This window comes from Pedobacter folensis (assembly GCF_056490665.1).
Genome location: NZ_JBWJIF010000003.1, coordinates 946,436 through 968,976 on the forward strand (window position 1 = coordinate 946,436; position 22,541 = coordinate 968,976).

The following is a 22,541-nucleotide window of genomic DNA, read 5'->3' on the forward strand; positions in this document are numbered from 1 at the left end:
TAAATTCTTCTTAATTTTAATTTTCAAAATTATGTTTCAAATAAAATATAGTTTGTAAAATACTTAATGCCTTTGCTTAATTTTGCAAGATGTGGTACAATAATATTTTAGAAACTATTGGCAATACGCCATTGGTGAAATTAAATACGATAACAAAAGGAGTTCCGGGAACAATTCTGGCGAAAATAGAGACTACTAATCCGGGCAATTCAATTAAAGACCGTATGGCCGTTAAAATGATTGAAGATGCTGAGAAAAGTGGTAAACTAAAACCAGGCGGAACCATTATAGAAGGAACATCCGGAAATACAGGTATGGGCCTGGCTATGGCAGCCATTATTAAAGGTTATAAATGTATTTTTACCACTACCGATAAACAATCGAAAGAAAAGGTTGATGCTTTACGTGCCTTTGGTGCTGAAGTAATCGTTTGTCCTACAAACGTAGAACCCGAAGATCCCCGTTCGTATTACTCTGTTTCGTCGCGTTTAGAACGCGAGGTTCCAAATTCATGGAAACCCAATCAGTACGATAACTTAGCCAACTCACAGGCACATTATGAGCAAACTGGTCCTGAGATATGGGCGCAAACAGAAGGTAAAATTACACACCTGGTGGTTGGTGTGGGTACAGGTGGAACCATTTCCGGAACCGGGAAATATCTGAAAGAAAAGAATCCAAATATTAAAGTCTGGGGGATCGATACCTACGGTTCTGTTTTCAAAAAATATAAAGAGACGGGCATATTTGATAAGGATGAAATTTATCCATACATCACAGAGGGTATTGGCGAAGATTTTCTTCCGGCAAACGTAAATTTTGATGTAATCGATCTGTTTGAAAAGGTTACGGATAAAGATGCTGCTTTAATGACGCGAGATATTGCGCGTAAAGAAGGTATTTTCGTAGGTAACTCTGCCGGTGCTGCTATTGGTGGATTAATCCAGCTCAAAGATCAACTGAAGCCCGAAGATGTGGTTGTGGTTATTTTTCACGACCACGGCAGCCGTTACATGGGCAAAATGTACAATGAAGACTGGTTGCGTGAGCGTGGATTTTTACAAGACGAAAAATTAACCGCTAAATCTATTTTGTCTAAAAAAGAAAGTACAGAAATTGTAACCCTTGATGCACAAAAATCGGTGCTCGAAGCGATCAATACTATCAAATCGATGAATATTTCTCAAATTCCGGTAACACAGCAAGGCATGATTGTTGGTAAAATTGCTGAAAGCGATATTTTAAGCGCACTGCTTGAAAATCCTGGGTTAAAATCGGCACCCATTTCAGAAATTATGACCGCTACTTTCCCGTTTGTTGATTTGAATACCTCAATTGATAAAATTTCTTCTCTAATTAATAAAGAAAATTCTGCTGTATTGGTAGAAGATGAAACAGGTAAGATCGAAATTATTACACAATATGATATTATAAACGCGATATCAGGGTAGGATGTAAGATGGGAAATGTAGGATGTAAGATGGGAAATGTAAGATGTGAGATGGGAAATGTAAGATGGATGATGGTATACTTCCTCCGATCGTCCTCCTGAACTTGTTTCAGGATCTTTTTAGCATGGAAAATGCTGATCCAGAGGGCACCTCCTAGTCGTCACCCTGAATTTATTTCAGGGGCTTAAGACGAGATAGGTGCTGAAATAAATTCAGCATGACGATTTCCCTTGAAAGTGACCAAATAAAAAACGCCCGGGTAAAATTTTTACTCGGGCGTTTTTCTTTATGCTATTTTCGCTTTGGGTTTTACCTTAAACCCTCAACCTGCTAACCATTAACCTTACTAATGACTCGGTGCATCAGCATTTACACGCTTAATCTGCGCGCCTAAGGCACGTAAACGGGTGTCGATATCCTGATAGCCACGTTCAATCTGTTCGATGTTGTAGATGGTCGATTTGCCTTCTGCAGATAAAGCCGCGATTAACAATGAAACCCCGGCCCTGATGTCGGGAGAAGTCATGCTGATCCCACGAAGTTTATATTTTTTATCGATACCATTAACCGTTGCACGGTGCGGATCGCAAAGAATAATCTGAGCACCCATATCAATCAATTTATCCACGAAGAATAAACGGCTTTCGAACATTTTTTGGTGGATTAAAACGTTTCCTTTTGCCTGTGTAGCCACAACCAAAACAATACTCAATAAATCAGGCGTAAAACCTGGCCAAGGAGAATCGGCAATGGTTAAAATAGAACCATCGATAAAAGTATCGATTTCGTAATGTTTTTGAGAAGGAACATAAATATCATCGCCGCGGCGTTCTAATTTAATGCCCAGTTTTCTGAAAACCTCTGGTATTACACCCAGTTCATCATAACAAACGTCTTTAATGGTAATTTCCGATTCTGTCATGGCAGCCATACCAATAAAAGAGCCAATTTCGATCATATCCGGCAACATTCTGTGCTCGGTTCCGCCTAAAACGCTAACACCTTCAATGGTTAACAAGTTAGAGCCAATGCCCGATATTTTAGCACCCATGCGGTTAAGCATTTTGCAAAGTTGCTGTAAATAGGGTTCGCAGGCTGCATTGTATATGGTAGTGGTGCCTTTTGCTAAAACAGCCGCCATTACAATATTTGCCGTTCCGGTTACCGAAGCTTCATCTAACAAAATGTAAGCACCCCGTAAATTGGTCGCATCCACATTAAAGAAAGCTTTTTTGCTATCGTAAACGAATTTTGCGCCTAATTTTTCGAAACCGATAAAGTGGGTGTCTAACCTTCTGCGGCCAATTTTATCACCGCCCGGTTTCGGGATTGCCGCTTTACCAAAACGCGCCAACAATGGCCCAACAATCATAATCGAACCACGTAAACCACCACCTTTCGATTTAAAAGTATCAGATTCAAAGAAATTTAAATCAATATTCTTAGCTTCAAAAGTATAGGTGTCTTTATTAATGCGCTCAACGGTAACACCTAAATCACCAAGTAATTCAATCAGTTTGTTAACATCTTTAATATCAGGGATATTACTGATGGTTACTTTCTTTTCGGTAAGCAATACAGCTGATAAAATCTGTAAAGCTTCGTTCTTGGCTCCCTGGGGGGTAATTTCGCCTTTTAATTTAATTCCGCCTGTTATTTCAAATGCGTTCATATATTTTTCTTTTGCTAACCCTTTCGTCATGCTGAATTTATTTCAGCATCTATCTTAAAGATTCTGAATCAAGTTCAGAATGACCTATGGTTATTAATATTTAGGTTTATTGTTGTTATTACGTTGACGGTTATTATTGTTGTTGTTATTTTGACGGTTTTTTCCGTTGTTGTTATTGTTGTTGCTTCTTCCGCGATTATTGTTATTATTGTTTTGACGAGGATTTTGCGCCCTAAATTCTACTTTAGCGAGGTTAACACCTTCATCAAGCGATAACAATCCACCAGAAAGGTACTTTAAATCCTTAATAATGGTATCATCACTCACATTGTCTTTGTTCCAGGTAACGTAAGCCATTTTCATAAAATTAGCGATGCTTTGAACCATTGCCTTTTTAATTTCGGCATTTTCTTCACGCATGGCTTTTTCAATCAAATTCTCAACTGTCTTACCATAGTGTTTGTAGGTAATTCTTTGTTGAGGATAGGCTAACGGTTCTGGTTTAATGTAAGCATTTTCAATTAATGGCTTAGGGTAAGGACTATCTACATCAATCTGATAGCCAGAAATAATGTGCAGGTGATCCCAAAGTTTATGCTTAAAATCGGCAACATCACGTAAATGTGGTTGCAAAAACCCCATCAGGTCGATAACCGCCTGGGCATATTTATTACGTTCTTCAATGGTTGGTAATTCGCAGATATACTTTACCATATTTTGTACGTTGCGGCCATATTCCGATAAAATTAAATGGCTACGCGTAGTATTATAGTCAAAACTCATGTTCAGATAAATTAATGGATAAATTTTCTGGCGATACGAATTATGAAATAACCAGAAGAGTTTAGGTTATGAATTCACCGAAATGTCTATTGCCAGATTTTCGTGTTATATATTCAAAGGTAATAAAATTATTTGATTTGAGGTATTCATAGCTGATTTGATATATTTTAAATTGATGCGATTTTTTTTGGAAATGTTTGTCAGTAGTTCCTGGCCTTCATCAGCCCCGTTATTCGCTGTAGTCCCGATACCAATTTAGTGCCGATTCATCGGTAAAGGATCGGGAGCTGCCGCTTCTACCGGGTTTATTTAACTGTGGGTTGTGCTTGTCGGGAAAAGCCTTTCTAGCGCCCATGGGCTAAAGTCATTATCGTCCTCGTTTGTAACGAGGATGAAAGAGAAAGGCGATTTTATCGCCATTTTTTGGTTTCATTACGCATTACAAATGCGGATCTCACTAATCCTCGTTGCAAACGAGGACTATTAGGTGCCATAATTTCCGTGTAAATCAGTGTTTCCGTGGCAAATAATTAACTGGCCACTCGCCTAAATGATCTTATTCCTTAATGGTAAAAAAGCCTTAAACCTCATCGCTATTCTTCGGGTAATCAAAAAACATCAATTCTCCTGTTCCTTTACTCACCACCTGCCACGAATCAAAAGGAAAAGAAATTAACACCATGCCTGCAGTCGGGATATTGTAAATGTCGGCATCGCATAACTCGTTCGCGAAATCTGTAAAACCGGGGTTGTGACCAAACAGCACTACTTTTTCGGCCGCATCATCTAAGGCATTAACCACCTGAAGCAAAGCAGTGGTATTGGCTTCGTAAATGGATTCTTCGAACTGGATCTGATCAATATTGTAGGCTTCTGCAAAATATTTGGCCGTAGATTTAGCCCTTTTCGCCGGACTACTTACGATTAAATCTATTTTGAAACCTCTGTTAACCAGTCTTTCGGCCATTTCTGGTGCATTTTCTTTACCACGTTTGTTTAACGGACGGTCGAAATCACTTAAATCAATATTTCCCCAATCCGATTTGCCATGGCGGACCAGCAGTAGTTGTTTAGCCATTTAGTTTCTCTTTAATTTTGTTAACAATGGTTTCAGGCTTAATTAAGTCTATACAGTTTTCAACACCGCAGAGGCAGGGTTTGTTTCCATAAATTGAGTTTGGCCTGCCTGGATGATCAATCTGAATGCAATCGCTTTCCAATTGTCCGTAGCCCAAAAAGCCTGCATAAGGATGTGTTGGCCCCCAAATCGATACAACAGGTACACCAACAAGTGATGCCATATGCATGCCAGATGAGTCCATGCTTAACATTACATCCAAGTTCGAGATGATGGCAAGCTCTTCTGTTAAGCTAAAATTGCCGATTAAACTATGGACATTTTTATACTTTTCAGCCCAATTTTCAGCAACATCTTGTTCTGTTTTACCACCACCAAATATGAAAAGCTCATGGCCTGATCCGCTTAATGAGGCAATAACCTCTTCCATTTTTGCCAAAGCATATACTTTATAAACATGCTGCGCAAAAGGAGAGATGCCTATTTTTTTTGTGGTTTTATGGGTAAATAAATTTTGTGCCTTTTCTGGGATTTCCTGCGGAGACTTATTTATTTTATGAGTGAGTTTAACATTAAATCCCAATTCTCGGAAAACATCGGCATAACGCTCAACGGTTTTTCTGAGCGGTTTAAAAACCTTGTTATGGGCACGGGTTAGTGCCTTTTTCTCAGGCCTTCCTTTATCTATGCGCTTAATTTTTGTTCCGGTTAAGCGAAAAAAGGTTGAAATTGCCCTGCTCCTCAAATTATCGTGTAAATCGGCTACCGCGTTTGGTTTATAACTGCGGAGCTCCTGATAGAGTTTGTATAGCCCGTCAATTCCCTTATGAATGGTTTTAGGCTGGATAGGGTGGAAGATCAGGTTCGGGATACCATCAAAAAATGGCTTAAAAGCAGCTCTGCTCACCATAATGATTTCTGCAGATGGATGCTGCTCAGAAAATTCGCGTAAAACGGAGGCTACCATGGCCACATCGCCCATAGCCGAAAAACGTAAAACGATAATTTTTTGGGTTACGGCCATATATTTTTCACGTAGTTCGTCATTGCGAGGCACGAAGCAATCTCAATGCTAAATTTGAATAGCGAAAGTAGTAGGATTGCTTCGTGCCTCGCAATGACGGTTTGTAGTACTATGCTTTATTATACAACACCGGGTTTAAACTCGGGTCGTTATACATTTTCATTTGTTTATATACTTTCATGTATTTTTTACCCGCTTCAATATCGGCCAGTAGCTCATCGATACTGTTTGATAAATCCTCGCGTTGCGATAACAATACATTTAGTTTCGTCTGGCATTGTTCACGGTGCTCAGCTGATGCACTTTCGCGTTCAGCTTCTTCCTGCATATGGTAAATTTTCAGAGCTAATATAGAAAGGCGATCTATTGCCCATGCCGGACTTTCTGTATTAATTTTTGCATCTGGAAGAGCTGAAATGCCCTGATAAAGGTTTAAGAAATAACCATCAATAAACTCAACCATATCAGTACGCACCTGGTTTTGTGCATCTATTCGCCTTTTCCAGCTCAAACCTTCAACAGGATCAATCTGTGGGTTACGTACTACATCTTCCATGTGCCACTGGGCAGTATCAATCCAGTTTTTAACGTAAAAAAGATGCTCTAAACTTTCGGCATCATATGGGTTTTCAACTGGGTGGTCAATATCATCAAACTGGTGGTAGTCTGTAATTACTTGATTAAATATGCGGTTGGCAATTTCACTTATCATGGGGCAAAGATATTAAAAGATTTTTATGGGTGATGATACAGATTTTTCCTTACGGGTTGATTACACAGATTAAATGATTAACCGATTTTTTTCCTTGCAGGTTGATTACACTGATTTAAAGATTATACTGTTTTCTTTTTGTGAAATTTAAAACAAGATAATTTAGAGACTGTTTTCCGCTAACCGCTAACCGCTAACCGCTAACCGCTAACCGCTAACCGCTAACCGCTAACCGCTAACCCTTCTTACTCTCAAAATACGCAGTTATCTCCTCCAAAGTAAAAGCATTCAAACATTTATCGGCACTTAAACCGCCTTTGCGGGCGACTAAAATACCGTAGTGCATATCGTGGAAACCTTCGGTACGGTGAGCATCGGGATTTACAGATAGCAATACACCTTTTTCTAGGGCATAACGGTGCCAGCGCCAATCTAAATCCAAACGTAAGGGATTCGCATTAATTTCGATCACGACTTTGTTTGCTGCACAGGCATCGATAATTTTTTTATAATCGATCGGATATCCGGCCCTGCTTAACAATAAACGGCCGGTTGGGTGTCCTAAAATGGTGGTATATGGATTTTCAATAGCTTTTAGTAAGCGTGCAGTGGCTTTTGCCTCGTCCATACGCAAATTGCTGTGCACAGAAGCTACAACAAAATCGAATGTTTTTAAGATATCATCCGAATAATCCAATGAGCCATCACTTAAAATATCGCTCTCAATACCTTTGAAAATTTTAAAAGGAGCGAGTTTTTTATTTAGTTCATCAATTTCCTGGTGCTGACCGAAAACACGCTGCTCATTTAATCCCTTTGCATAAACCGCAGTTTTAGAGTGATCGCAAATACCTAAATACTGAAGGTTTAAGTTCTCTTTGCAGTAAACAGCCATTTGTTCTAAGGTATGTACGCCATCGCTCCAGGTAGAGTGATTGTGCAAACTGCCTTTCAAGTCTTCGTATTGGATTAAAGTCGGGAGTTGATTGACTTTCGCCAGTTCAATTTCGTTGAAATCTTCACGAAGCTCAGGCTCGATAAAAGATAAACCTGCTTTGCTATAAATTTCTTCTTCATTTGCAAAAGGCCCTTCACCAGCTAATTTCAGCACTTTTTCTACATGTTCCGTATTTCCGGTTAACCTGAACCACTCTAAGTAGAAACCAGCTTTTTCTAACACATGGATTTTTATTCTAAAACCTGCTTCGGTAGTACAGATGAAAGCATTTTCGACTTCGATTAGTGAAAGTGGTGCGAAAGCGGGTAAGTTTTGTTTAAGCGCATCGATTTGTGCTGTACCGATTACGATTTCTAATTCATCAATAATCTCACATGCACGGCGGTACTGACCGGCGAAACCTAAAAGTGCATGGCTGTCAATCTTTGCAGCCCAATCAGAAAGCTGAGTAAATAAGGTTTTGGCAAAACCTTCAACCTGGGCATATAAAAACCGTCCGTTGGCAGCCAGTTTAAATTCGATGGCATTTTTAATTTCTTCCTGGGTTTTTAAACCAAAGCCTTTAGCTTCAATTAAGCGGTTTTCGTTACAGGCGTAATACAATTCGCCTATACTTTCTATGCCTAAAGTACGCCAGATAATGAAAATCTTTTTCGGTCCAATGCCTTTTATAGCCAGCATTTCTACTACACCTTCAGGGGTTTTCTCTAAAATTTCGTTAAGTTCTTTTAATTCTCCGGTTTGAAGAAGCTCAATAATTTTGGAAGCCAATCCTTTGCCAATTCCCTCAATTTTATCCAGTTCCGCTAAAGGTTTATCCTTTAAAGCAAAAGGCAATTTATCTACTTTAAAATAGGCATTTGCAACAGATTTAATTTTAAAGGGGTTTTCTTCATGCAGTTCCATAAGCTGCGATAAGAGGCGCAAGGTGCGGGCGATGGTCTTGTTTTCCATAAGGGGTAAAATTAGGAAATAATGCCTCAAATCTTTACCGCATGCCCAAAATTATAAACACAATTTTATTAAAGCGTTGTTTTACACTGATGAAATCTATAAAATTTGCCCTCCTGGGATTAAGTATATGTTTGGTGGCCTGTCAATCTGCCGATCAAGCAGATCAGAACAAAACAGATTCGACAAGTAATTTAACATCAGCTGCCGTGCAACCTGTTGATGAGCGGTTTCTGGTTGTGGCCGGACATTCAGTGGGCGAAATCACCCTTGGCGAAAATATGGAACAGGTTGGGATAAAACTGGGCAGGCCAAGCGCGGGTGATGCCGCTATGGGAAAAGCCTGGGGGATTTGGTATAGCAACGATTCGACTGGGAAACATCCCAACGAAATTGCAGTATATTCTTCTTATCGTGATACAAGTATGCTTGTAAAGGATGTGAAACAAATCAGGATTACCTCTAATCAGTTTAAAACCCAAAATGGTTTAGCAACAGGCAGCACTTTGGAAGATACAAAACTGAAATTTCCATCCATCAAAAAACTTTCGGCCTATTTAAATGAAGACCAAGATACGGTAACGGTTTACGATGCCCAAAAAGATGGGATTGGCTTTGAATTTTTAAAAGGGAAAAGCATTTCTTTAACCGTTCATCGGGCAAATATTCCGGTTAATGCAACTTATTTAACACTGCATCCGGAGTGGAAGGTGATTGATTAGGGGATGATATGAGGTGTAAAATAGAAGATGGAAGATGTAAAATGGAAGAGGTAAGATGGGTGATGTAAGATGGAACAGGTAAGATGGATGATGGTTAACTGGATCATGGTTTGATGGTTCATGGTTAATTGCTGATGAGGCTTGACCCCTATGACTATTAACTATTTAACTATGAACCATCAATCCTAACATTCCATCATCCATTTTACATTATTTAATAACCGCTTCAAATGGCATCCTGGCCTGAATGCCAGAGCTTGCAATTACCTTTTTCATTTGTTGATAAAGCATGTAATTATCGCCAAGTTCTTGTTTGGTATAATAGGTTTTAATTCTGTCGGTACCTTCATCCATTAACGATTTCCATGGATCAATTACATCGGGATATTCTACAACTTTATAATTTTTTAATTTAGCTTTTTTAGCGGCCGCTTTAATCGCATCGTTAAAACTTCCGATTCTATCAGCCAGGCCAATTTGAACGGCATCTGTTCCAATCCACACATGGCCACCGCCAATACTATCAATGTAAGCTTTGCTTTTCTTTCTGCCATCGGCCACACGGCTCACAAAACCGCTGTAAATCCTGTTTAATTCATTTTGGATAATGAATCTTTCACCTGCAGTCATGGGGCGGTTAGTCGCCATAATATCGGCATATTTGCCGGTTTTAACGCCGTCAAATGTAATGCCCAGCTTGTTGGTCATTAAATTCTGGAAGTTCGGGATAATACCGAATACACCGATAGAACCTGTAATGGTGTTTGGCTGTACAAAAATACTGTCAGCGGCACAACCAATATAATAACCACCTGATGCAGCCACATCGCCAAACGATGCAATAACAGGTTTTTCTTTTCTGGTTAATACCACTTCTCTCCAGATCACATCCGAAGCCAATGCGCTACCTCCGGGAGAGTTTACGCGTAAAACCACCGCTTTAATGTTATCATCCAAACGTGCTTTTCTAATTGCCCTGGAAATACGTTCTGAACCAATCTGGTTATCGGAACCTTCGCCGCCATTAATTTCGCCATTGGCATAAATTACTGCAATTCTATCTTTTCCTTCGCCTGTATCGCTGTTGTTTTTGGCATAGTCGTTAATCGAAACCGAGCGGACATTTTCTCCTCTGGTTCTTCCCGATAATCCTTTTAATTCCTCTAAAATCTGATCTTTGTATTTTAAGGCATCAATCATTTTAAAGTTAACGGCATCTTGTGGCTGTTGCACTTTGTAATTATCGGCAATGTTATAAAGACTATCTTTTTGAATATTTCTGCTTAGTGCGATATCGCTTAAGAAAGTATTGTACAAACCACCTACATAAGCTGTAACCTGTTTGCGGTTATAATCGCTCATTTTATCTAAAATAAATGGCTCTACTGCACTTTTGTAATTCCCCACGCGGATGACCTGCATTTCTACACCAACTTTTTCCAAAGTCCCTTTAAAGAAAGTTAATTCAGAGCTAAATCCTTTAAATTCTAAAGCACCTTCGGGATTTAAATAAACCTTATCAGCCACTGAAGCTAAATAATAAGCACCTTGTGTATACACTTCGCTGTATGCAATAATTTTTTTATGCGATTTTTTAAAATCAATCAATGCATTTCTAACCTCGCGCAAAGTGGCAAAACCAGCGTTCGGACTACTTACATTCAGGTAAATACATTTAATATTATCATCTGTTTTGGCTTTTTGTACCGCTTTCAAAAAATCGTTTAAGCCTATACCATCTTTTTCTTCGCCCCCAACAATTGGCAGGTTTCCGAATGGGTTTTTAGGTGTACGTTCCATAATGGCCTGGTCTAAATTCAGAAATAGTACCGAATTATTAGACACAACAACCGTTTTGTCGCTATCAATAGAAGATATTAAACCTACAACAACTACGAAGCAGATAATAAATACAATTACTATCGATAAGAAAAAGCCCAACATAGAGGCAAATAAATACTTAAAGAATTCTCTCATTTAAATGTTTTAATTTTGTGTTGTAAAGATATAAAAATACATGATGCTTAATAAAGCTTTAGAGTGCAGCACGGCTTATTTGTTACTGGGTGGAAATTTAGGCGATAGGGAGGCGAATTTGAAAAAAGCCATTGATCTATTGAACGATAAAATCGGTAAGGTGATTGCCATCTCCTCTCTTTACGAAACGGCTGCATGGGGCAAAACCGATCAGCCTGCTTTTTTGAACCAGGCTGTAGGTGTAGAAACCAATCTAAGCGCTATAGCCGTTTTAGATCTTGCACTAAGTATTGAAGAGGAATTGGGCAGGGTGCGGAAAGATAAATGGGGTGAACGTTTGATTGATATCGACCTTATCCTTTTTGGAAATCAAATTATCGATATTCCCGATAAACTTCAGGTGCCTCACCCGCATATGCAGAACAGAAAATTTGTGATGAAACCCCTGGCTGAGATTGCACCTGAAGTGATACATCCTGTACTGGGAGAAACGATTTTGTCGATCTGTCGTAATATTGATGACCCGCTTGAGGTTAAAAAGCTTTAGCGCATCTAACTTTGATCTTATGTTAACCGACCAACGCCCTCTTGACTTTTCTTACCTGATCCAAATGGTTGGTAATGACAAGACATTTTTAATTGATTTTTTTGAGGCTTTTATTTTACAAACGCCGGTCTATTTAGCAGAAATGGCTGATGCATTGTTGAAAGAGAACTGGAGCAAAGTAGCTAATTCTGCACACAAAATTAAACCAACATTCAGTTATATAGGCAGAAATGACGTAAAGGAATTCGTTCAAGAAATTGAAGATCATGCGAGGAATAAAATTGCGCTTGACACCATCCAGGCCGATGTGGAAAGGCTAAAATTGGTTTGTGTGATTATCTGTCAGCAACTTGAGCTGGAGAAAAACAAGCTTACTTCCAAGCAGTAATTAGAATGATGTCAAATTGCCTTTGTTGAGGCGAAGAAAAGTACTGATCATTACCTGTTTTTTGTTTCCTGCAGATTCCGCAGAAAAGGAACGCGGATTTTAAAGGATTACCTAAAATGGGTTAATCTGCGATTTTGATCTTCTTAAATCTTCGGAAAAAATTTAGTTATACTTTATGATTAGCCGTAGAACCTCTAAAATGCAATATTGATAAAGCAATATACAATACCAAAACAAAAGGTATTGCTGCAAATTTCAGAACAGCAATTAATATAGCCGACAGGATGAGGAAGATAAATTTGATTTTATTTTTCGCCCAGCTTAAATCGCTGAATTTTAAAGAGAATATTTTTATTTCGCTCACCAGTAAGAAACTTGTAATTGCCGTAATGGCAATCAGCAAAATACTGGAAGCAATAACCTGCGGATAATCGGTGGCAATAAAAGGTAATGAACAGATAAACAAAGTATTCATCGGGGTATTTAAACCGATAAAATCTTCTGTCTGCCTGGCATCGTTGTTAAATTTGGCCAACCTAAGCGCAGAAAAAACAGTAATGATAAAACCGAGATAGGGAAGGTACTCAGATGAATAATCGCTTGCCTTCAATAAGTGAAACATGATTACCCCAGGTAAGAACCCAAAACTTGTCATATCTGCCAAAGAATCAAGATCTTTTCCGATTGCCGATTTTACATTTAATAAACGGGCAACCATACCATCAAAAAAATCGAAAATTCCCGAAAGAATAACGAAGTACGCTGCGGTTTCCAGATTGCCTTTAAATGCAAAAACGATTCCGATACAACCAGAAAAAAGGTTTGCACAGGTAATCGCATTAGGGATATGTTTTTTTAGCATGGGGTCTAAGGTTTAAGGTTTAGGGTGTAAGGTTTAGGCCTCCAATTAGGAAACCTTAAGCCTTACACCTTTTACCTTTAAGCTTTATCTTAGCTGTTCATCGAAATTAAGAACTCTTCGTTGCTTTTTGTTCCTTTTATTTGAGATTGAACAAATTCCATTGCTTCCTGGCTGTTCATGTCAGCAAGGTGGTTACGTAAAATCCATACACGCTGTAACGTGTCTCTGTCGTGCAATAAATCGTCGCGACGTGTACTTGATGCTGTAATATCGATAGCAGGGAAAATACGTTTGTTAGATAATTTACGATCTAACTGAAGTTCCATGTTACCTGTTCCTTTAAATTCTTCGAAAATCACCTCATCCATTTTAGAACCTGTATCGGTTAATGCCGTAGCTAAAATGGTTAATGAACCACCATTTTCGATGTTACGTGCCGCACCGAAAAAACGTTTTGGTTTGTGTAAGGCATTTGCATCAACACCACCTGATAATATTTTACCCGAAGCTGGTGCTGTCGTATTATATGCCCTGGCCAAACGGGTAATCGAATCTAAAAGAATGACCACGTCGTGTCCGCTTTCTACCAAACGTTTCGATTTCTCTAAAACAATGTTGGCAATTTTAACGTGACGCTCAGCCGGTTCATCAAAAGTAGAGGCAATTACCTCAGCCCTTACGCTACGTGCCATATCGGTAACCTCTTCCGGGCGCTCATCAATTAATAAAATAATTAAATAAACTTCCGGGTGGTTTTTAGCAATGGCATTGGCCACTTCTTTCAATAAATTGGTTTTACCCGTTTTAGGCTGCGCAACAATTAAACCACGTTGCCCTTTACCAATCGGTGTAAATAAATCCATAATACGGGTAGAATAATTGTTCGTATCCGTAAACAGGTTTAATCTTTCGGTTGGGAAAAGTGGTGTTAAATAATCAAAAGGAACACGGTCGCGAACTTCAGCAGGGATTCTGCCATTAATGGTTTCTACGCGAACCAATGGGAAATATTTTTCGCCTTCTTTTGGTGGACGGATGCTACCTTTTACAGTATCACCGGTTTTCAATCCAAAAAGTTTTATCTGAGACTGAGATACATAAATATCATCAGGAGAGGTTAAGTAGTTGTAATCTGCCGAACGTAAGAAACCATAACCATCAGGCATAATTTCTAAAACACCCTCATTTGTAATTACGTTGTCGAAATCCAGGTTAGAATAACTGTTTTCGTTTTTGTGGTGGTTGCCACCGCCAGGTTGTTTTTGCTGGCGATTTTCGTCGCGTTGTGGTTTTTCCTGCTTTTCTTTAGGCTCTTGTTTTTGTTTCGGAGCAACCGGAAGCACTTCTGCACTTTCCTCTATTAAAGCTGAGATTGGTTTTACACTTTCTTCAGCTTCAATAATTCTGTCTGGCTGTCTTTCCGGCTGTTGCTGATGTTGAGGCTCATCAAATAAAGTTACAGCATCTCTTCTTCTTTCAATAGGTGCTGCAGGCTCATCTTTCGTTAACCTTGCTCTTTTTTTTACCGGCTTGTCGGCTGTTGTTGCAGCAGGTTTATCGGCTACCACGGTAGAAGCGGCGGCTGCAGCTGCGGCCGCAACTTTTGGAGTTTTTGCCGCTTTGGTTTTAGGCGCAGGAGTAGCTGCAATAGGTTCGATATCGCTATAAGGGTCTGCACCAGCTTTAGCGGCATTTATAATTTCTTGTTGGTGTAAAAGTACTTCAACAAGGTCGATTTTTCTTAGGGAGTCGGCACCTTCAATGCCATAGCTTTTTGCTAGCTCACGTAATTCTGTTGTGAGCTTATCATTTAATTCTGTTTTACTAAACATTCTAAATATATATGTTTCAAGAAATTTTTCATTTGTTTATAACGGATGTTTTCTGTTATAAATCTACACAGGCTTAAAAATAATTGTGTTAGTGCAGGCCCGGCAGTTTCATTGTGTATAAATTCTTAAGGCTATAAAACATTGAATGAGTTCATTATGGAAAATGCTCAAATTGTTTCATAATTGTTTACAAGCTGAATAAAAAGCGAAATTCGCCTTTAAAAAATGGTAACAAAAAACAAGTCTTGATAAATTTTTCTGGGATATTCAGATAAACGGTTGAGAAATTATGTTGCAATTGTATGTATTTGAAACGTAATCTGCAAGCAAAAGTTTAAAATGTTTATAAAAATAATTAATGTGAGCATTATTTTGTCGCTCAGAAAACTTAAAAATCTTCATATTTGCAGCAAATAAGCCCATATATGACCAAGCAACAACTTTTCGAGCAGATACAAAAAAAACGTTCATTTTTATGTGTCGGATTAGATTCTTCGTTAGATAAGATACCAAAATACCTGTTAAAGTATGAAAATCCGATTCTGGAATTCAATAAACAGATTATTGATGCTACCAAAGATTTGTGTGTAGCTTATAAACCCAATACTGCTTTTTACGAGTGTTACGGCAAAAAAGGTTGGGAAACCTTAATTGAAACCTGGAAATATATTCCACAAGATATTTTTTCTATCGCTGATGCTAAACGCGGCGATATTGGAAATACCTCTGCCATGTATGCCGAAACCTTTTTTAACGCAGCATCGTCTGAGATGAGTTTCGATTCGGTTACCGTAGCGCCTTATATGGGGAGCGACTCGGTAACACCATTTTTAACTTTTAAAGATAAATGGGTAATTCTATTGGCCCTAACATCGAACACAGGGCATGCCGACTTTCAGCTGCAGGAGGTTGGAGAAGACAGACTTTTCGAAAAGGTGATTAAAACCTCGCAAACCTGGGCAACTGATGAGCAGATGATGTATGTGGTAGGTGCTACACGTGGTGCTGCATTTGGTGATGTACGTAAACTGGCACCCGATCACTTTCTTTTAGTACCGGGTGTTGGTGCACAAGGTGGAGATTTGAATGAGGTGTGTAAATACGGGTTAAACCCGCAATGCGGATTGCTGATCAATTCTTCCAGGGGGATTATCTATGCAAGCCAAGGTGAAGACTTTGCAGAAAAAGCCAGAGAAGAAGCATTAAAACTGCAGCAAGAAATGGAGCAGATTTTGATTAAAGCAGAACTGGTTTAGTTAGTTCTATATTTTATTAACCAAAGTTAGTTTACCGGTAGTGTCGTCACCCTGAATTCATTTCAGGGTCTCAGTAGCAAGAAAGATGCTGAAATAAATTCAGCATGACGACCGTTTATACTTTCGTCTAGCTTCTGTTTTTGAAAGACAATTATCCATAGAACATTAAAACTTATAACTTACAGGAATAATTCATTATCTTCAAGAATGAATTTTCCAGAAGATTTTCTTCATTATGTTTGGCAATTCAGGTCGTTTGATTTTAACGGTCTGCAAACCACTCGTGGCGAAAATCTGAAAATCATAAACCCCGGCTTACTGAATAAAAATGCCGGTCCCGACTTTTTTCATGCAAAAATCGAAATTGGCGATACCACGTGGGCAGGTAATGTAGAAATCCACCTTAAATCATCAGATTGGCTAAAACACAACCATCAGGTGAACCCCGCATATGAAAATGTAATCCTGCATGTAGTTTACGAACATGATGCCGAAATAAACAGGATGGATGGTTCCGTTTTACCGGTTTTTGAATTGAAAAACCGCATCTCTACAGATCTCATTAGAAAGTATGAAAACCTGTTTCTTACACTGACTGATTTTCCTTGCATTGCTCAAATAGGAAAGGTAGATGAATTAATTGTCGATTCCTTTTTATCGAGAACTGTAGTTGAACGTTTTGAGCAGAAAACAAATGCGGTTACGGAAACTTTAAACGAATTAAGCGGAAATTGGGATGAAACTTTTTACCGTTTCATGGCGCGTAATTTTGGATTCAAAATAAATGCTTTGCCATTCGAGTTATTTTCCAAAGCCGTTTCGCAGCAGATTTATGGCAAGCATAAAAATAATCCACATCAGATAGAAGCATTGGTTTTTGGTGCTGCAGGGTTTTTAAACGATCATTTTGAAGAAGAATATCCTAAACGGCTAAAAACCGAATTTCAGTTTCTTCAAAAGAAATATAACCTTAAACCAGTCGACGTATCCCTTTGGAAGTTTATGCGGATGCGTCCTCAAAACTTTCCAACAATTCGCCTGGCGCAATTTGCAGCATTAATTGTAAAGGCCAACCATCTTTTTTCCAAAATTATGGAAATAAAGAATGTGGCTGAGCTGCGTACCTTATTTGAAAACCTGCCGGTAAACGATTACTGGAAAACACATTATCATTTTAAAAAAGTAGCTTCCTCGGTAAATATCCAGATGGGCAAAACATCTGTAGATAATATCCTGTTAAATACAGTAGCCTTGTTTTTATTCGCTTATGGAAAACATACCGCTACACCATATTATATCAGCAGGGCAATTAAACTGTTAGAAAGTTTGCCACCTGAACAAAATGCCATTACCGATAAATTTACCGGGGCAGGAGTGAAGATAGATCATGCATTTGCTTCGCAGGGAATTTTGCAGCTAAAAAAGCAGTATTGTGATGAGAAAAAATGCCTATCTTGTGGTATTGGAATTAAAATTTTAAAGCAAGCCTAAACAGATTCTCATTTCCGATAAAACTTTCTACCTTATAATCCGTTTTTACATTATGGAATTTCCACACGAGCTAAAAGAACTATACCCCAATCAGATTATTGAAGTTAGGGGGAATGCCGATGCCTTAACTGTTATTTTGAATAAAGATGTCGATATCCATAAATTTAAGGCAGAACTGATCAAAAAATTTTCAGGACTGGAAGAACAACAAACGCTTTTTATTAAACACGAGGATAAACAGGATTTCGAAAAATTGGTTTTGGAATAACGAGTTTGCTTAGGCTATTGAAATTTAATCAATTAAATTTGTTAAATTAGAGTTTGAAAGCAAAATGATGGTTTCGGTTTTGGATAATTTTTATCTAGTGTTGTGCGTTAAGATTTTAAAACAGGCTTAAAATGTTCCAGAGAATTATAACTTATTTTGAACAGCAGAGTTTTGGGGTTTCTACTTATTTGGCCAGTAAACTGAATATGAGTACCGCTAAAGTCCGTTTGTTTTTTATTTATTCGTCTTTTTTGGCGGTGGGTTTTCCAATATTATTTTATTTTTTGGCCGCCGTGGTGCTCGATATCAGGACATACATGAAAAGAATGCGTCTGAGAATATGGGAATGATTCAGTATCCAGTTTACAGCTAACAATATTCAGTTAGCAGTTGATTAAAACTGAGAACTTCCAACTGATAATTGAACTAATCATCGTCTCTTAAAATTTCTGCAATTTCGTTAAAACCTTTTTCTGCGGCTAAATCTGCAGGTAATTTGCCACCTTCCATGCGTAAAGAAACTTCTGCTCCATGTTCTAATAATAAAATAATCAGTTCTATATTTCCCAATTGTGCGGCAGTATGCAAAGGGGCTAAGCCTGCTTTCTGACATACATTCGGATATGCGCCGGCATCTAGCAGCATTTTAGTGATATTGAAATTATTAGCGGCAACTGCCGAGTGGATCGGAAATACATTGAAGCCGTTTTTTGAAGCCAGATTAACATCAGCACCTTTTAAAACCAGAAAACGGGCTAATTCTTCATGTCCGAAATAGCAGGCTAAACCTAGCGGTGTAAAACCATCTTCAGAAAATTCGTTTATACTTTCCGGGTTTTGAAAAATCAATAAGGTAGCGGCATCAAATTTACCAACTGCACAGGCTTCAAATAAAGTTAAATGATCTACAAACTCAGCAATTAAGTCGGCTATTTCCTGTTTTTTATAGTAACAAGCCAATAATAATGGCGAAATGTGATGTGAGGTATCAATATTTGCCAATTTTGGATTTTCAACCAAAATTTCTTTTACTGCTTGTAAATTTCCGGCCTCAATTTGTTCTTCGAGTTGCGCTATACCCATAATATTGTTTCAAAAATCACTTTAAATTAACTAAAATTAAGGAATTGTAAACTTTAATGCCTAAATATATATAGTGTAAAGCAAATTAGCAAAAGTCACAAGACCTGGTAGGTTTTTAAAACTAAGCTCTACTGAATCAGGTTAAATAAACCTGATAAAGCGATCCCGACGTAAAAAAGTCGGGAGAAGTGATAGCAGGACTGTTATAACCGATGTGCACAGAACCCTGCTTTTCAAAATAATACGGACCACCTAAGTCACCTGAGTACATTTAAGCATTGGTTAACCATTAAAAAATATGGGCGTTACCCAATCCCGTGAAATACGGGAAAGGGTCGGGCTTTTCAGGGCTGCGCTTCGCTCCGGTACCGATGAAGGATCGGTACTGAACCCTTACAATCCCTAACGCGAAACCCATAGGTCTAATCAGCAATTCATCTTAAAGCTTAATTACAGACCCGAATTAATTTATATGACCTTATAGGTTTTTTAAACCTATAAGGTCTTTCGAAAAAAAAAATCCCGTTTAACCTCTCCAGGCAAAACGGGATAAAACCTAAAACAAAATCCGTTTCATTTGACAAAACGTAACAACTTGTGTGTTGTTGAAATAATAGACAATAATTTCTGTTTAAGGTTTAATGCCCGATGAATATTTTTATTTAATTTAAGGCACATTATAAAAATAAAAGGTATAACTATATATTTCCTCGGGTTTGATGCGTTGTTTTGAAAAGAGGAGTCGTGGTAGAAAGCATATAACAGCAATGGTTACAATTTGTGATTATTTTTTTTGTCAGGCTTTCGTTAATGCTGCGCAGTTTTATCTAAGTTTGTTCAATATTAAATTATTTAGGATAGAAAATGTCGGTAAGGGGTAACCAGTTTAAAACCAATACATTCAGAGATAAAGGTGCAGAAAGTGCACCCGGCAGATCATCATCAGGTCGGCAGCCGAAAGAAAAAAGAGATTTTTTGCCAAGCTTCGATTTGGCAGACGGCCGTGCAGTTAAAATTGTAGGTCTGTTTTTTGTGATATTATCATTATACTTTTTAATTGCTTTTACTTCGTATTTATTTACCTGGCAAGACGATCAGAGTTATGTAATCGACGCAAATGGCGGCTGGAGTAATCTTTTTAAAACAACAGAAGAACTAAAAGAAGCAGGCGTTTCTATCCCGGTTGTGCAAAACTGGTTAGGTAAGTTTGGTGCATTATTATCGCACCAGTTTATTTACGAATGGTTCGGTATTGCATCTTTCTTGTTCGTTTTGGCCTTTTTTATTATCGGTTACCGTTTATTATTTAAAGTTAAAATCCTTTCCATCTCTAAAACATTAGGTTATAGCTTTTTCTTTTTATTGTTTATTTCACTAACCTTAGGCTTTGCACATAGTTTTTGGTCAGAATCGCCACATTATTTAGAGGGTGAGTTTGGTTATTGGAGTAATAAATTATTAGCTGCCCAAATTGGTGCGGCCGGTGTGGCCGGATTAATCGCTTTTGCCGGATTAACGATTTTAATCATCGCTTATAACATCGATTTTAAGTTTCCGGAGCGTAAAGAGAAAGAAGTTTACCTGGATAACGAGACCCCGGATTATGTAAACGACATTAGGGCGCAAGCCGTAAAAAACCAGACTTTCGACGAACCTTCAGAACCTATTGAATTTCCGGTACGCGATAAGCCGGTAAGTAACGAACGTAAACCGCAAAATGTGGTATTACAGCCGAGCCGTTTCGAAGAAAAAGAAGAGGAAGAAACTATAGCACCTGTGGTGTTATCGCCTCTTGCAACTAATTTACCACTTGCCACTGCGGCGGCAGCAACACTTCCATTAACGGTTGAGCCACCAATTGAGGCCGAAAAGGAACCTGCTTTTACGATCGAAAAAACTGAAGAAGATAAAAAATCGGATGATCTGGTTGAGCAGTTTGGCAATTATGATGAAAAATTAGACCTGTCTGGTTATAAGTATCCAACAATTGATCTGTTAGAGAATTATGGCACCAATAAAATTTCGGTAAATGCCGAAGAACTGGAAGCCAATAAAAATAAAATTGTAGAAACCCTTAATCATTACAATATTGAAATTGATAAGATTAAGGCGACCATTGGTCCAACGGTTACCCTTTACGAAATTATCCCGGCCCCTGGGGTAAGGATTTCGAAAATTAAGAACCTGGAGGATGATATTGCACTTTCTTTAGCCGCCTTAGGTATCCGTATTATCGCGCCAATGCCTGGTAAAGGTACCATTGGTATCGAGGTGCCCAACCAGCACCCGGAAATGGTGCCGATGCGCAGTATTCTAAATACGGAGAAATGGAGCCAAACCACTATGGATTTGCCTATTGCATTAGGTAAAACCATTAGCAATGAGGTATTTATTGCCGATTTAGCTAAAATGCCTCACTTACTGGTGGCAGGAGCAACTGGTCAGGGTAAATCAGTAGGGATTAACGCCATCCTGGTTTCGCTGTTGTTTAAAAAACACCCTGCACAATTGAAATTTGTACTGGTCGATCCGAAAAAAGTAGAGTTAACTTTATTTAACCGTATAGAAAGACACTTTTTAGCTAAACTACCTGGTGAAGCCGATGCCATTATTACCGATACTAAAAAAGTAGTAAATACGCTAAACTCACTTTGTATCGAAATGGATCAGCGCTACGATTTGCTGAAGGATGCACAGGTTAGGAATTTAAAAGAATACAACGATAAGTTTGTTAAACGCAAGCTTAATCCAAATAACGGTCACCGCTTTTTACCTTTCATTGTATTAGTGGTAGATGAGTTTGCCGATTTAATGATGACGGCAGGTAAAGAGGTTGAAGCACCAATAGCACGTTTGGCGCAGTTAGCCAGGGCAATCGGTATTCACCTGGTTCTGGCTACGCAACGTCCATCGGTAAATATTATTACCGGTACCATTAAAGCCAACTTCCCGGCGCGATTGGCCTTTAGGGTATTATCGAAAATCGATTCGAGGACCATTTTGGATAGTGGCGGTGCCGATCAGTTAATTGGTCGTGGTGATATGCTTTTATCTACAGGAAGCGACTTAATCAGGCTACAGTGTGCTTTCGTTGATACACCTGAGGTAGACCGCATTTCTGAATATATTGGTAACCAACGTGGTTATGCCGATGCTTATCAGCTGCCTGAATATATAGATGAAGCAGGCGAAGGCAGTAAGGCCGATTTTGATCCTAACGAACGTGATAAGTTCTTTGAAGATGCGGCCAGGCTGATCGTGATGCATCAGCAGGGTTCTACCTCATTAATACAGCGTAAACTAAAATTGGGTTATAACAGGGCAGGCCGGATTATCGATCAGTTAGAGGCCGCCGGTATTGTTGGTCCGTTTGAAGGAAGTAAGGCCCGCGAAGTTTTATACCCTGATGAGTATTCTTTGGAACAGTTCTTGAACAGTATGAATGACAAAGACTAGATTAAACCAATACCAAAAAATCTACTCTAA

General features: G+C 38.6%; 19 protein-coding genes. 9 read left to right on the plus strand and 10 right to left on the minus strand.

All coding sequences use genetic code 11. The features are described 5' to 3' along the window. Positions 1-89: 89 nt before the first annotated feature. Positions 90-1,451 (plus strand): pyridoxal-phosphate dependent enzyme, encoded by a 1,362-nt coding sequence (locus AC04QZ_RS18660; RefSeq protein WP_478358984.1) that lies wholly within the window; start codon positions 90-92, stop codon positions 1,449-1,451. A gap of 346 nt (positions 1,452-1,797) precedes the next feature. On the opposite strand, the gene murA is transcribed toward AC04QZ_RS18660, so the two are convergent. The 6 genes from murA to AC04QZ_RS18690 form a co-directional block, all read right to left on the minus strand. Further along, positions 1,798-3,123: a UDP-N-acetylglucosamine 1-carboxyvinyltransferase gene (gene murA, locus AC04QZ_RS18665; RefSeq protein ID WP_086549262.1), complete on the minus strand. Its 1,326-nt coding sequence runs from the start codon at positions 3,121-3,123 to the stop codon at positions 1,798-1,800. Between the two features lie 93 nt (positions 3,124-3,216). After that, the gene (locus tag AC04QZ_RS18670; RefSeq protein WP_478358985.1) at positions 3,217-3,906 is read right to left on the minus strand and encodes a DUF4290 domain-containing protein; all 690 of its coding nucleotides are present in this window, start codon (positions 3,904-3,906) and stop codon (positions 3,217-3,219) included. A gap of 580 nt (positions 3,907-4,486) precedes the next feature. Further along, entirely contained in the window at positions 4,487-4,984 is a 498-nt protein-coding gene (locus AC04QZ_RS18675; protein WP_478358986.1) for a SixA phosphatase family protein, read from the minus strand. Beyond that, positions 4,977-6,008, minus strand: coding sequence for a glycosyltransferase family 9 protein (locus AC04QZ_RS18680; protein WP_478358987.1), 1,032 nt, complete (start codon positions 6,006-6,008; stop codon positions 4,977-4,979). Before AC04QZ_RS18680 ends, AC04QZ_RS18675 begins: the two co-directional genes overlap by 8 nt. A 109-nt stretch (positions 6,009-6,117) precedes the next feature. After that, a complete protein-coding gene (locus AC04QZ_RS18685; RefSeq protein WP_478358988.1) occupies positions 6,118-6,720 on the minus strand; it encodes a DUF4254 domain-containing protein in 603 nt (200 codons plus the stop codon). 235 nt (positions 6,721-6,955) lie between these two features. Then, entirely contained in the window at positions 6,956-8,632 is a 1,677-nt protein-coding gene (locus AC04QZ_RS18690; RefSeq protein ID WP_478358989.1) for a helix-hairpin-helix domain-containing protein, read from the minus strand. Between the two features lie 89 nt (positions 8,633-8,721). Between AC04QZ_RS18690 and AC04QZ_RS18695 the strand changes: the two genes are divergently transcribed. Then, the gene (locus tag AC04QZ_RS18695; RefSeq protein ID WP_478358990.1) at positions 8,722-9,351 is read left to right on the plus strand and encodes a hypothetical protein; all 630 of its coding nucleotides are present in this window, start codon (positions 8,722-8,724) and stop codon (positions 9,349-9,351) included. A 210-nt stretch (positions 9,352-9,561) separates the two neighbouring features. Here the strand turns inward: AC04QZ_RS18695 and sppA are convergent, their stop codons facing one another. Continuing rightward, the gene (gene sppA / locus AC04QZ_RS18700) at positions 9,562-11,328 is read right to left on the minus strand and encodes a signal peptide peptidase SppA (RefSeq protein WP_086545417.1); all 1,767 of its coding nucleotides are present in this window, start codon (positions 11,326-11,328) and stop codon (positions 9,562-9,564) included. Positions 11,329-11,368: 40 nt separating this feature from the next. On the opposite strand from sppA, the gene folK reads away from it, so the two are divergent. Together folK and AC04QZ_RS18710 are read left to right on the plus strand one after the other, a co-directional pair. Then, complete coding sequence (folK, locus tag AC04QZ_RS18705) at positions 11,369-11,875, plus strand: 2-amino-4-hydroxy-6-hydroxymethyldihydropteridine diphosphokinase (RefSeq protein WP_478358991.1); 507 nt, start codon at positions 11,369-11,371, stop codon at positions 11,873-11,875. A gap of 19 nt (positions 11,876-11,894) precedes the next feature. Then, the gene (locus tag AC04QZ_RS18710; protein ID WP_478358992.1) at positions 11,895-12,263 is read left to right on the plus strand and encodes an Hpt domain-containing protein; all 369 of its coding nucleotides are present in this window, start codon (positions 11,895-11,897) and stop codon (positions 12,261-12,263) included. A 166-nt stretch (positions 12,264-12,429) separates the two neighbouring features. On the opposite strand, the gene pssA is transcribed toward AC04QZ_RS18710, so the two are convergent. Together pssA and rho are read right to left on the minus strand one after the other, a co-directional pair. Then, positions 12,430-13,125 (minus strand): CDP-diacylglycerol--serine O-phosphatidyltransferase, encoded by a 696-nt coding sequence (gene pssA, locus AC04QZ_RS18715; RefSeq protein ID WP_478358993.1) that lies wholly within the window; start codon positions 13,123-13,125, stop codon positions 12,430-12,432. An 89-nt stretch (positions 13,126-13,214) separates the two neighbouring features. Further along, on the minus strand, positions 13,215-14,957 hold the full coding sequence (rho, locus tag AC04QZ_RS18720; RefSeq protein ID WP_478358994.1) for a transcription termination factor Rho: 1,743 nt from the start codon (positions 14,955-14,957) through the stop codon (positions 13,215-13,217). Positions 14,958-15,382: 425 nt separating this feature from the next. Here rho and pyrF point away from each other — a divergent pair, with 425 nt between their 5' ends. The 4 genes from pyrF (at position 15,383) to AC04QZ_RS18740 (ending at position 18,322) form a co-directional block, all read left to right on the plus strand. Continuing rightward, a complete protein-coding gene (gene pyrF, locus AC04QZ_RS18725; RefSeq protein WP_478358995.1) occupies positions 15,383-16,213 on the plus strand; it encodes an orotidine-5'-phosphate decarboxylase in 831 nt (276 codons plus the stop codon). 207 nt (positions 16,214-16,420) lie between these two features. After that, positions 16,421-17,704 carry a DUF2851 family protein gene (locus AC04QZ_RS18730; protein WP_478358997.1) on the plus strand — a complete coding sequence of 428 codons (1,284 nt, stop codon included), beginning with the start codon at positions 16,421-16,423 and terminating at the stop codon, positions 17,702-17,704. Between the two features lie 52 nt (positions 17,705-17,756). Continuing rightward, positions 17,757-17,972: a hypothetical protein gene (locus tag AC04QZ_RS18735; protein ID WP_029277138.1), complete on the plus strand. Its 216-nt coding sequence runs from the start codon at positions 17,757-17,759 to the stop codon at positions 17,970-17,972. Positions 17,973-18,103: 131 nt separating this feature from the next. Beyond that, on the plus strand, positions 18,104-18,322 hold the full coding sequence (locus AC04QZ_RS18740) for a PspC family transcriptional regulator (protein WP_086545426.1): 219 nt from the start codon (positions 18,104-18,106) through the stop codon (positions 18,320-18,322). A gap of 76 nt (positions 18,323-18,398) precedes the next feature. On the opposite strand, the gene AC04QZ_RS18745 is transcribed toward AC04QZ_RS18740, so the two are convergent. Next, positions 18,399-19,055 carry an ankyrin repeat domain-containing protein gene (locus tag AC04QZ_RS18745; RefSeq protein ID WP_086549263.1) on the minus strand — a complete coding sequence of 219 codons (657 nt, stop codon included), beginning with the start codon at positions 19,053-19,055 and terminating at the stop codon, positions 18,399-18,401. A gap of 864 nt (positions 19,056-19,919) precedes the next feature. Between AC04QZ_RS18745 and AC04QZ_RS18750 the strand changes: the two genes are divergently transcribed. Then, positions 19,920-22,511: an FtsK/SpoIIIE family DNA translocase gene (locus AC04QZ_RS18750; RefSeq protein ID WP_478358998.1), complete on the plus strand. Its 2,592-nt coding sequence runs from the start codon at positions 19,920-19,922 to the stop codon at positions 22,509-22,511. Positions 22,512-22,541: the final 30 nt, after the last annotated feature.

Bases quoted from the DNA above. Each gene is read 5' to 3' on its own strand.
- AC04QZ_RS18730 (WP_478358997.1), top strand. From the start codon at position 16,421: ATGAATTTTCCAGAAGATTTTCTTCATTATGTTTGGCAATTCAGGTCG.
- AC04QZ_RS18685 (WP_478358988.1), bottom strand. From the start codon at position 6,720: ATGATAAGTGAAATTGCCAACCGCATATTTAATCAAGTAATTACAGAC.
- rho (WP_478358994.1), bottom strand. From the start codon at position 14,957: ATGTTTAGTAAAACAGAATTAAATGATAAGCTCACAACAGAATTACGT.
- AC04QZ_RS18750 (WP_478358998.1), top strand. From the start codon at position 19,920: ATGTCGGTAAGGGGTAACCAGTTTAAAACCAATACATTCAGAGATAAA.
- AC04QZ_RS18695 (WP_478358990.1), top strand. From the start codon at position 8,722: ATGAAATCTATAAAATTTGCCCTCCTGGGATTAAGTATATGTTTGGTG.
- AC04QZ_RS18690 (WP_478358989.1), bottom strand. From the start codon at position 8,632: ATGGAAAACAAGACCATCGCCCGCACCTTGCGCCTCTTATCGCAGCTT.
- murA (WP_086549262.1), bottom strand. From the start codon at position 3,123: ATGAACGCATTTGAAATAACAGGCGGAATTAAATTAAAAGGCGAAATT.
- pssA (WP_478358993.1), bottom strand. From the start codon at position 13,125: ATGCTAAAAAAACATATCCCTAATGCGATTACCTGTGCAAACCTTTTT.
- AC04QZ_RS18710 (WP_478358992.1), top strand. From the start codon at position 11,895: ATGTTAACCGACCAACGCCCTCTTGACTTTTCTTACCTGATCCAAATG.
- AC04QZ_RS18680 (WP_478358987.1), bottom strand. From the start codon at position 6,008: ATGGCCGTAACCCAAAAAATTATCGTTTTACGTTTTTCGGCTATGGGC.
- sppA (WP_086545417.1), bottom strand. From the start codon at position 11,328: ATGAGAGAATTCTTTAAGTATTTATTTGCCTCTATGTTGGGCTTTTTC.
- folK (WP_478358991.1), top strand. From the start codon at position 11,369: ATGATGCTTAATAAAGCTTTAGAGTGCAGCACGGCTTATTTGTTACTG.
- pyrF (WP_478358995.1), top strand. From the start codon at position 15,383: ATGACCAAGCAACAACTTTTCGAGCAGATACAAAAAAAACGTTCATTT.
- AC04QZ_RS18740 (WP_086545426.1), top strand. From the start codon at position 18,104: ATGTTCCAGAGAATTATAACTTATTTTGAACAGCAGAGTTTTGGGGTT.
- AC04QZ_RS18675 (WP_478358986.1), bottom strand. From the start codon at position 4,984: ATGGCTAAACAACTACTGCTGGTCCGCCATGGCAAATCGGATTGGGGA.
- AC04QZ_RS18670 (WP_478358985.1), bottom strand. From the start codon at position 3,906: ATGAGTTTTGACTATAATACTACGCGTAGCCATTTAATTTTATCGGAA.
- AC04QZ_RS18735 (WP_029277138.1), top strand. From the start codon at position 17,757: ATGGAATTTCCACACGAGCTAAAAGAACTATACCCCAATCAGATTATT.
- AC04QZ_RS18745 (WP_086549263.1), bottom strand. From the start codon at position 19,055: ATGGGTATAGCGCAACTCGAAGAACAAATTGAGGCCGGAAATTTACAA.
- AC04QZ_RS18660 (WP_478358984.1), top strand. From the start codon at position 90: ATGTGGTACAATAATATTTTAGAAACTATTGGCAATACGCCATTGGTG.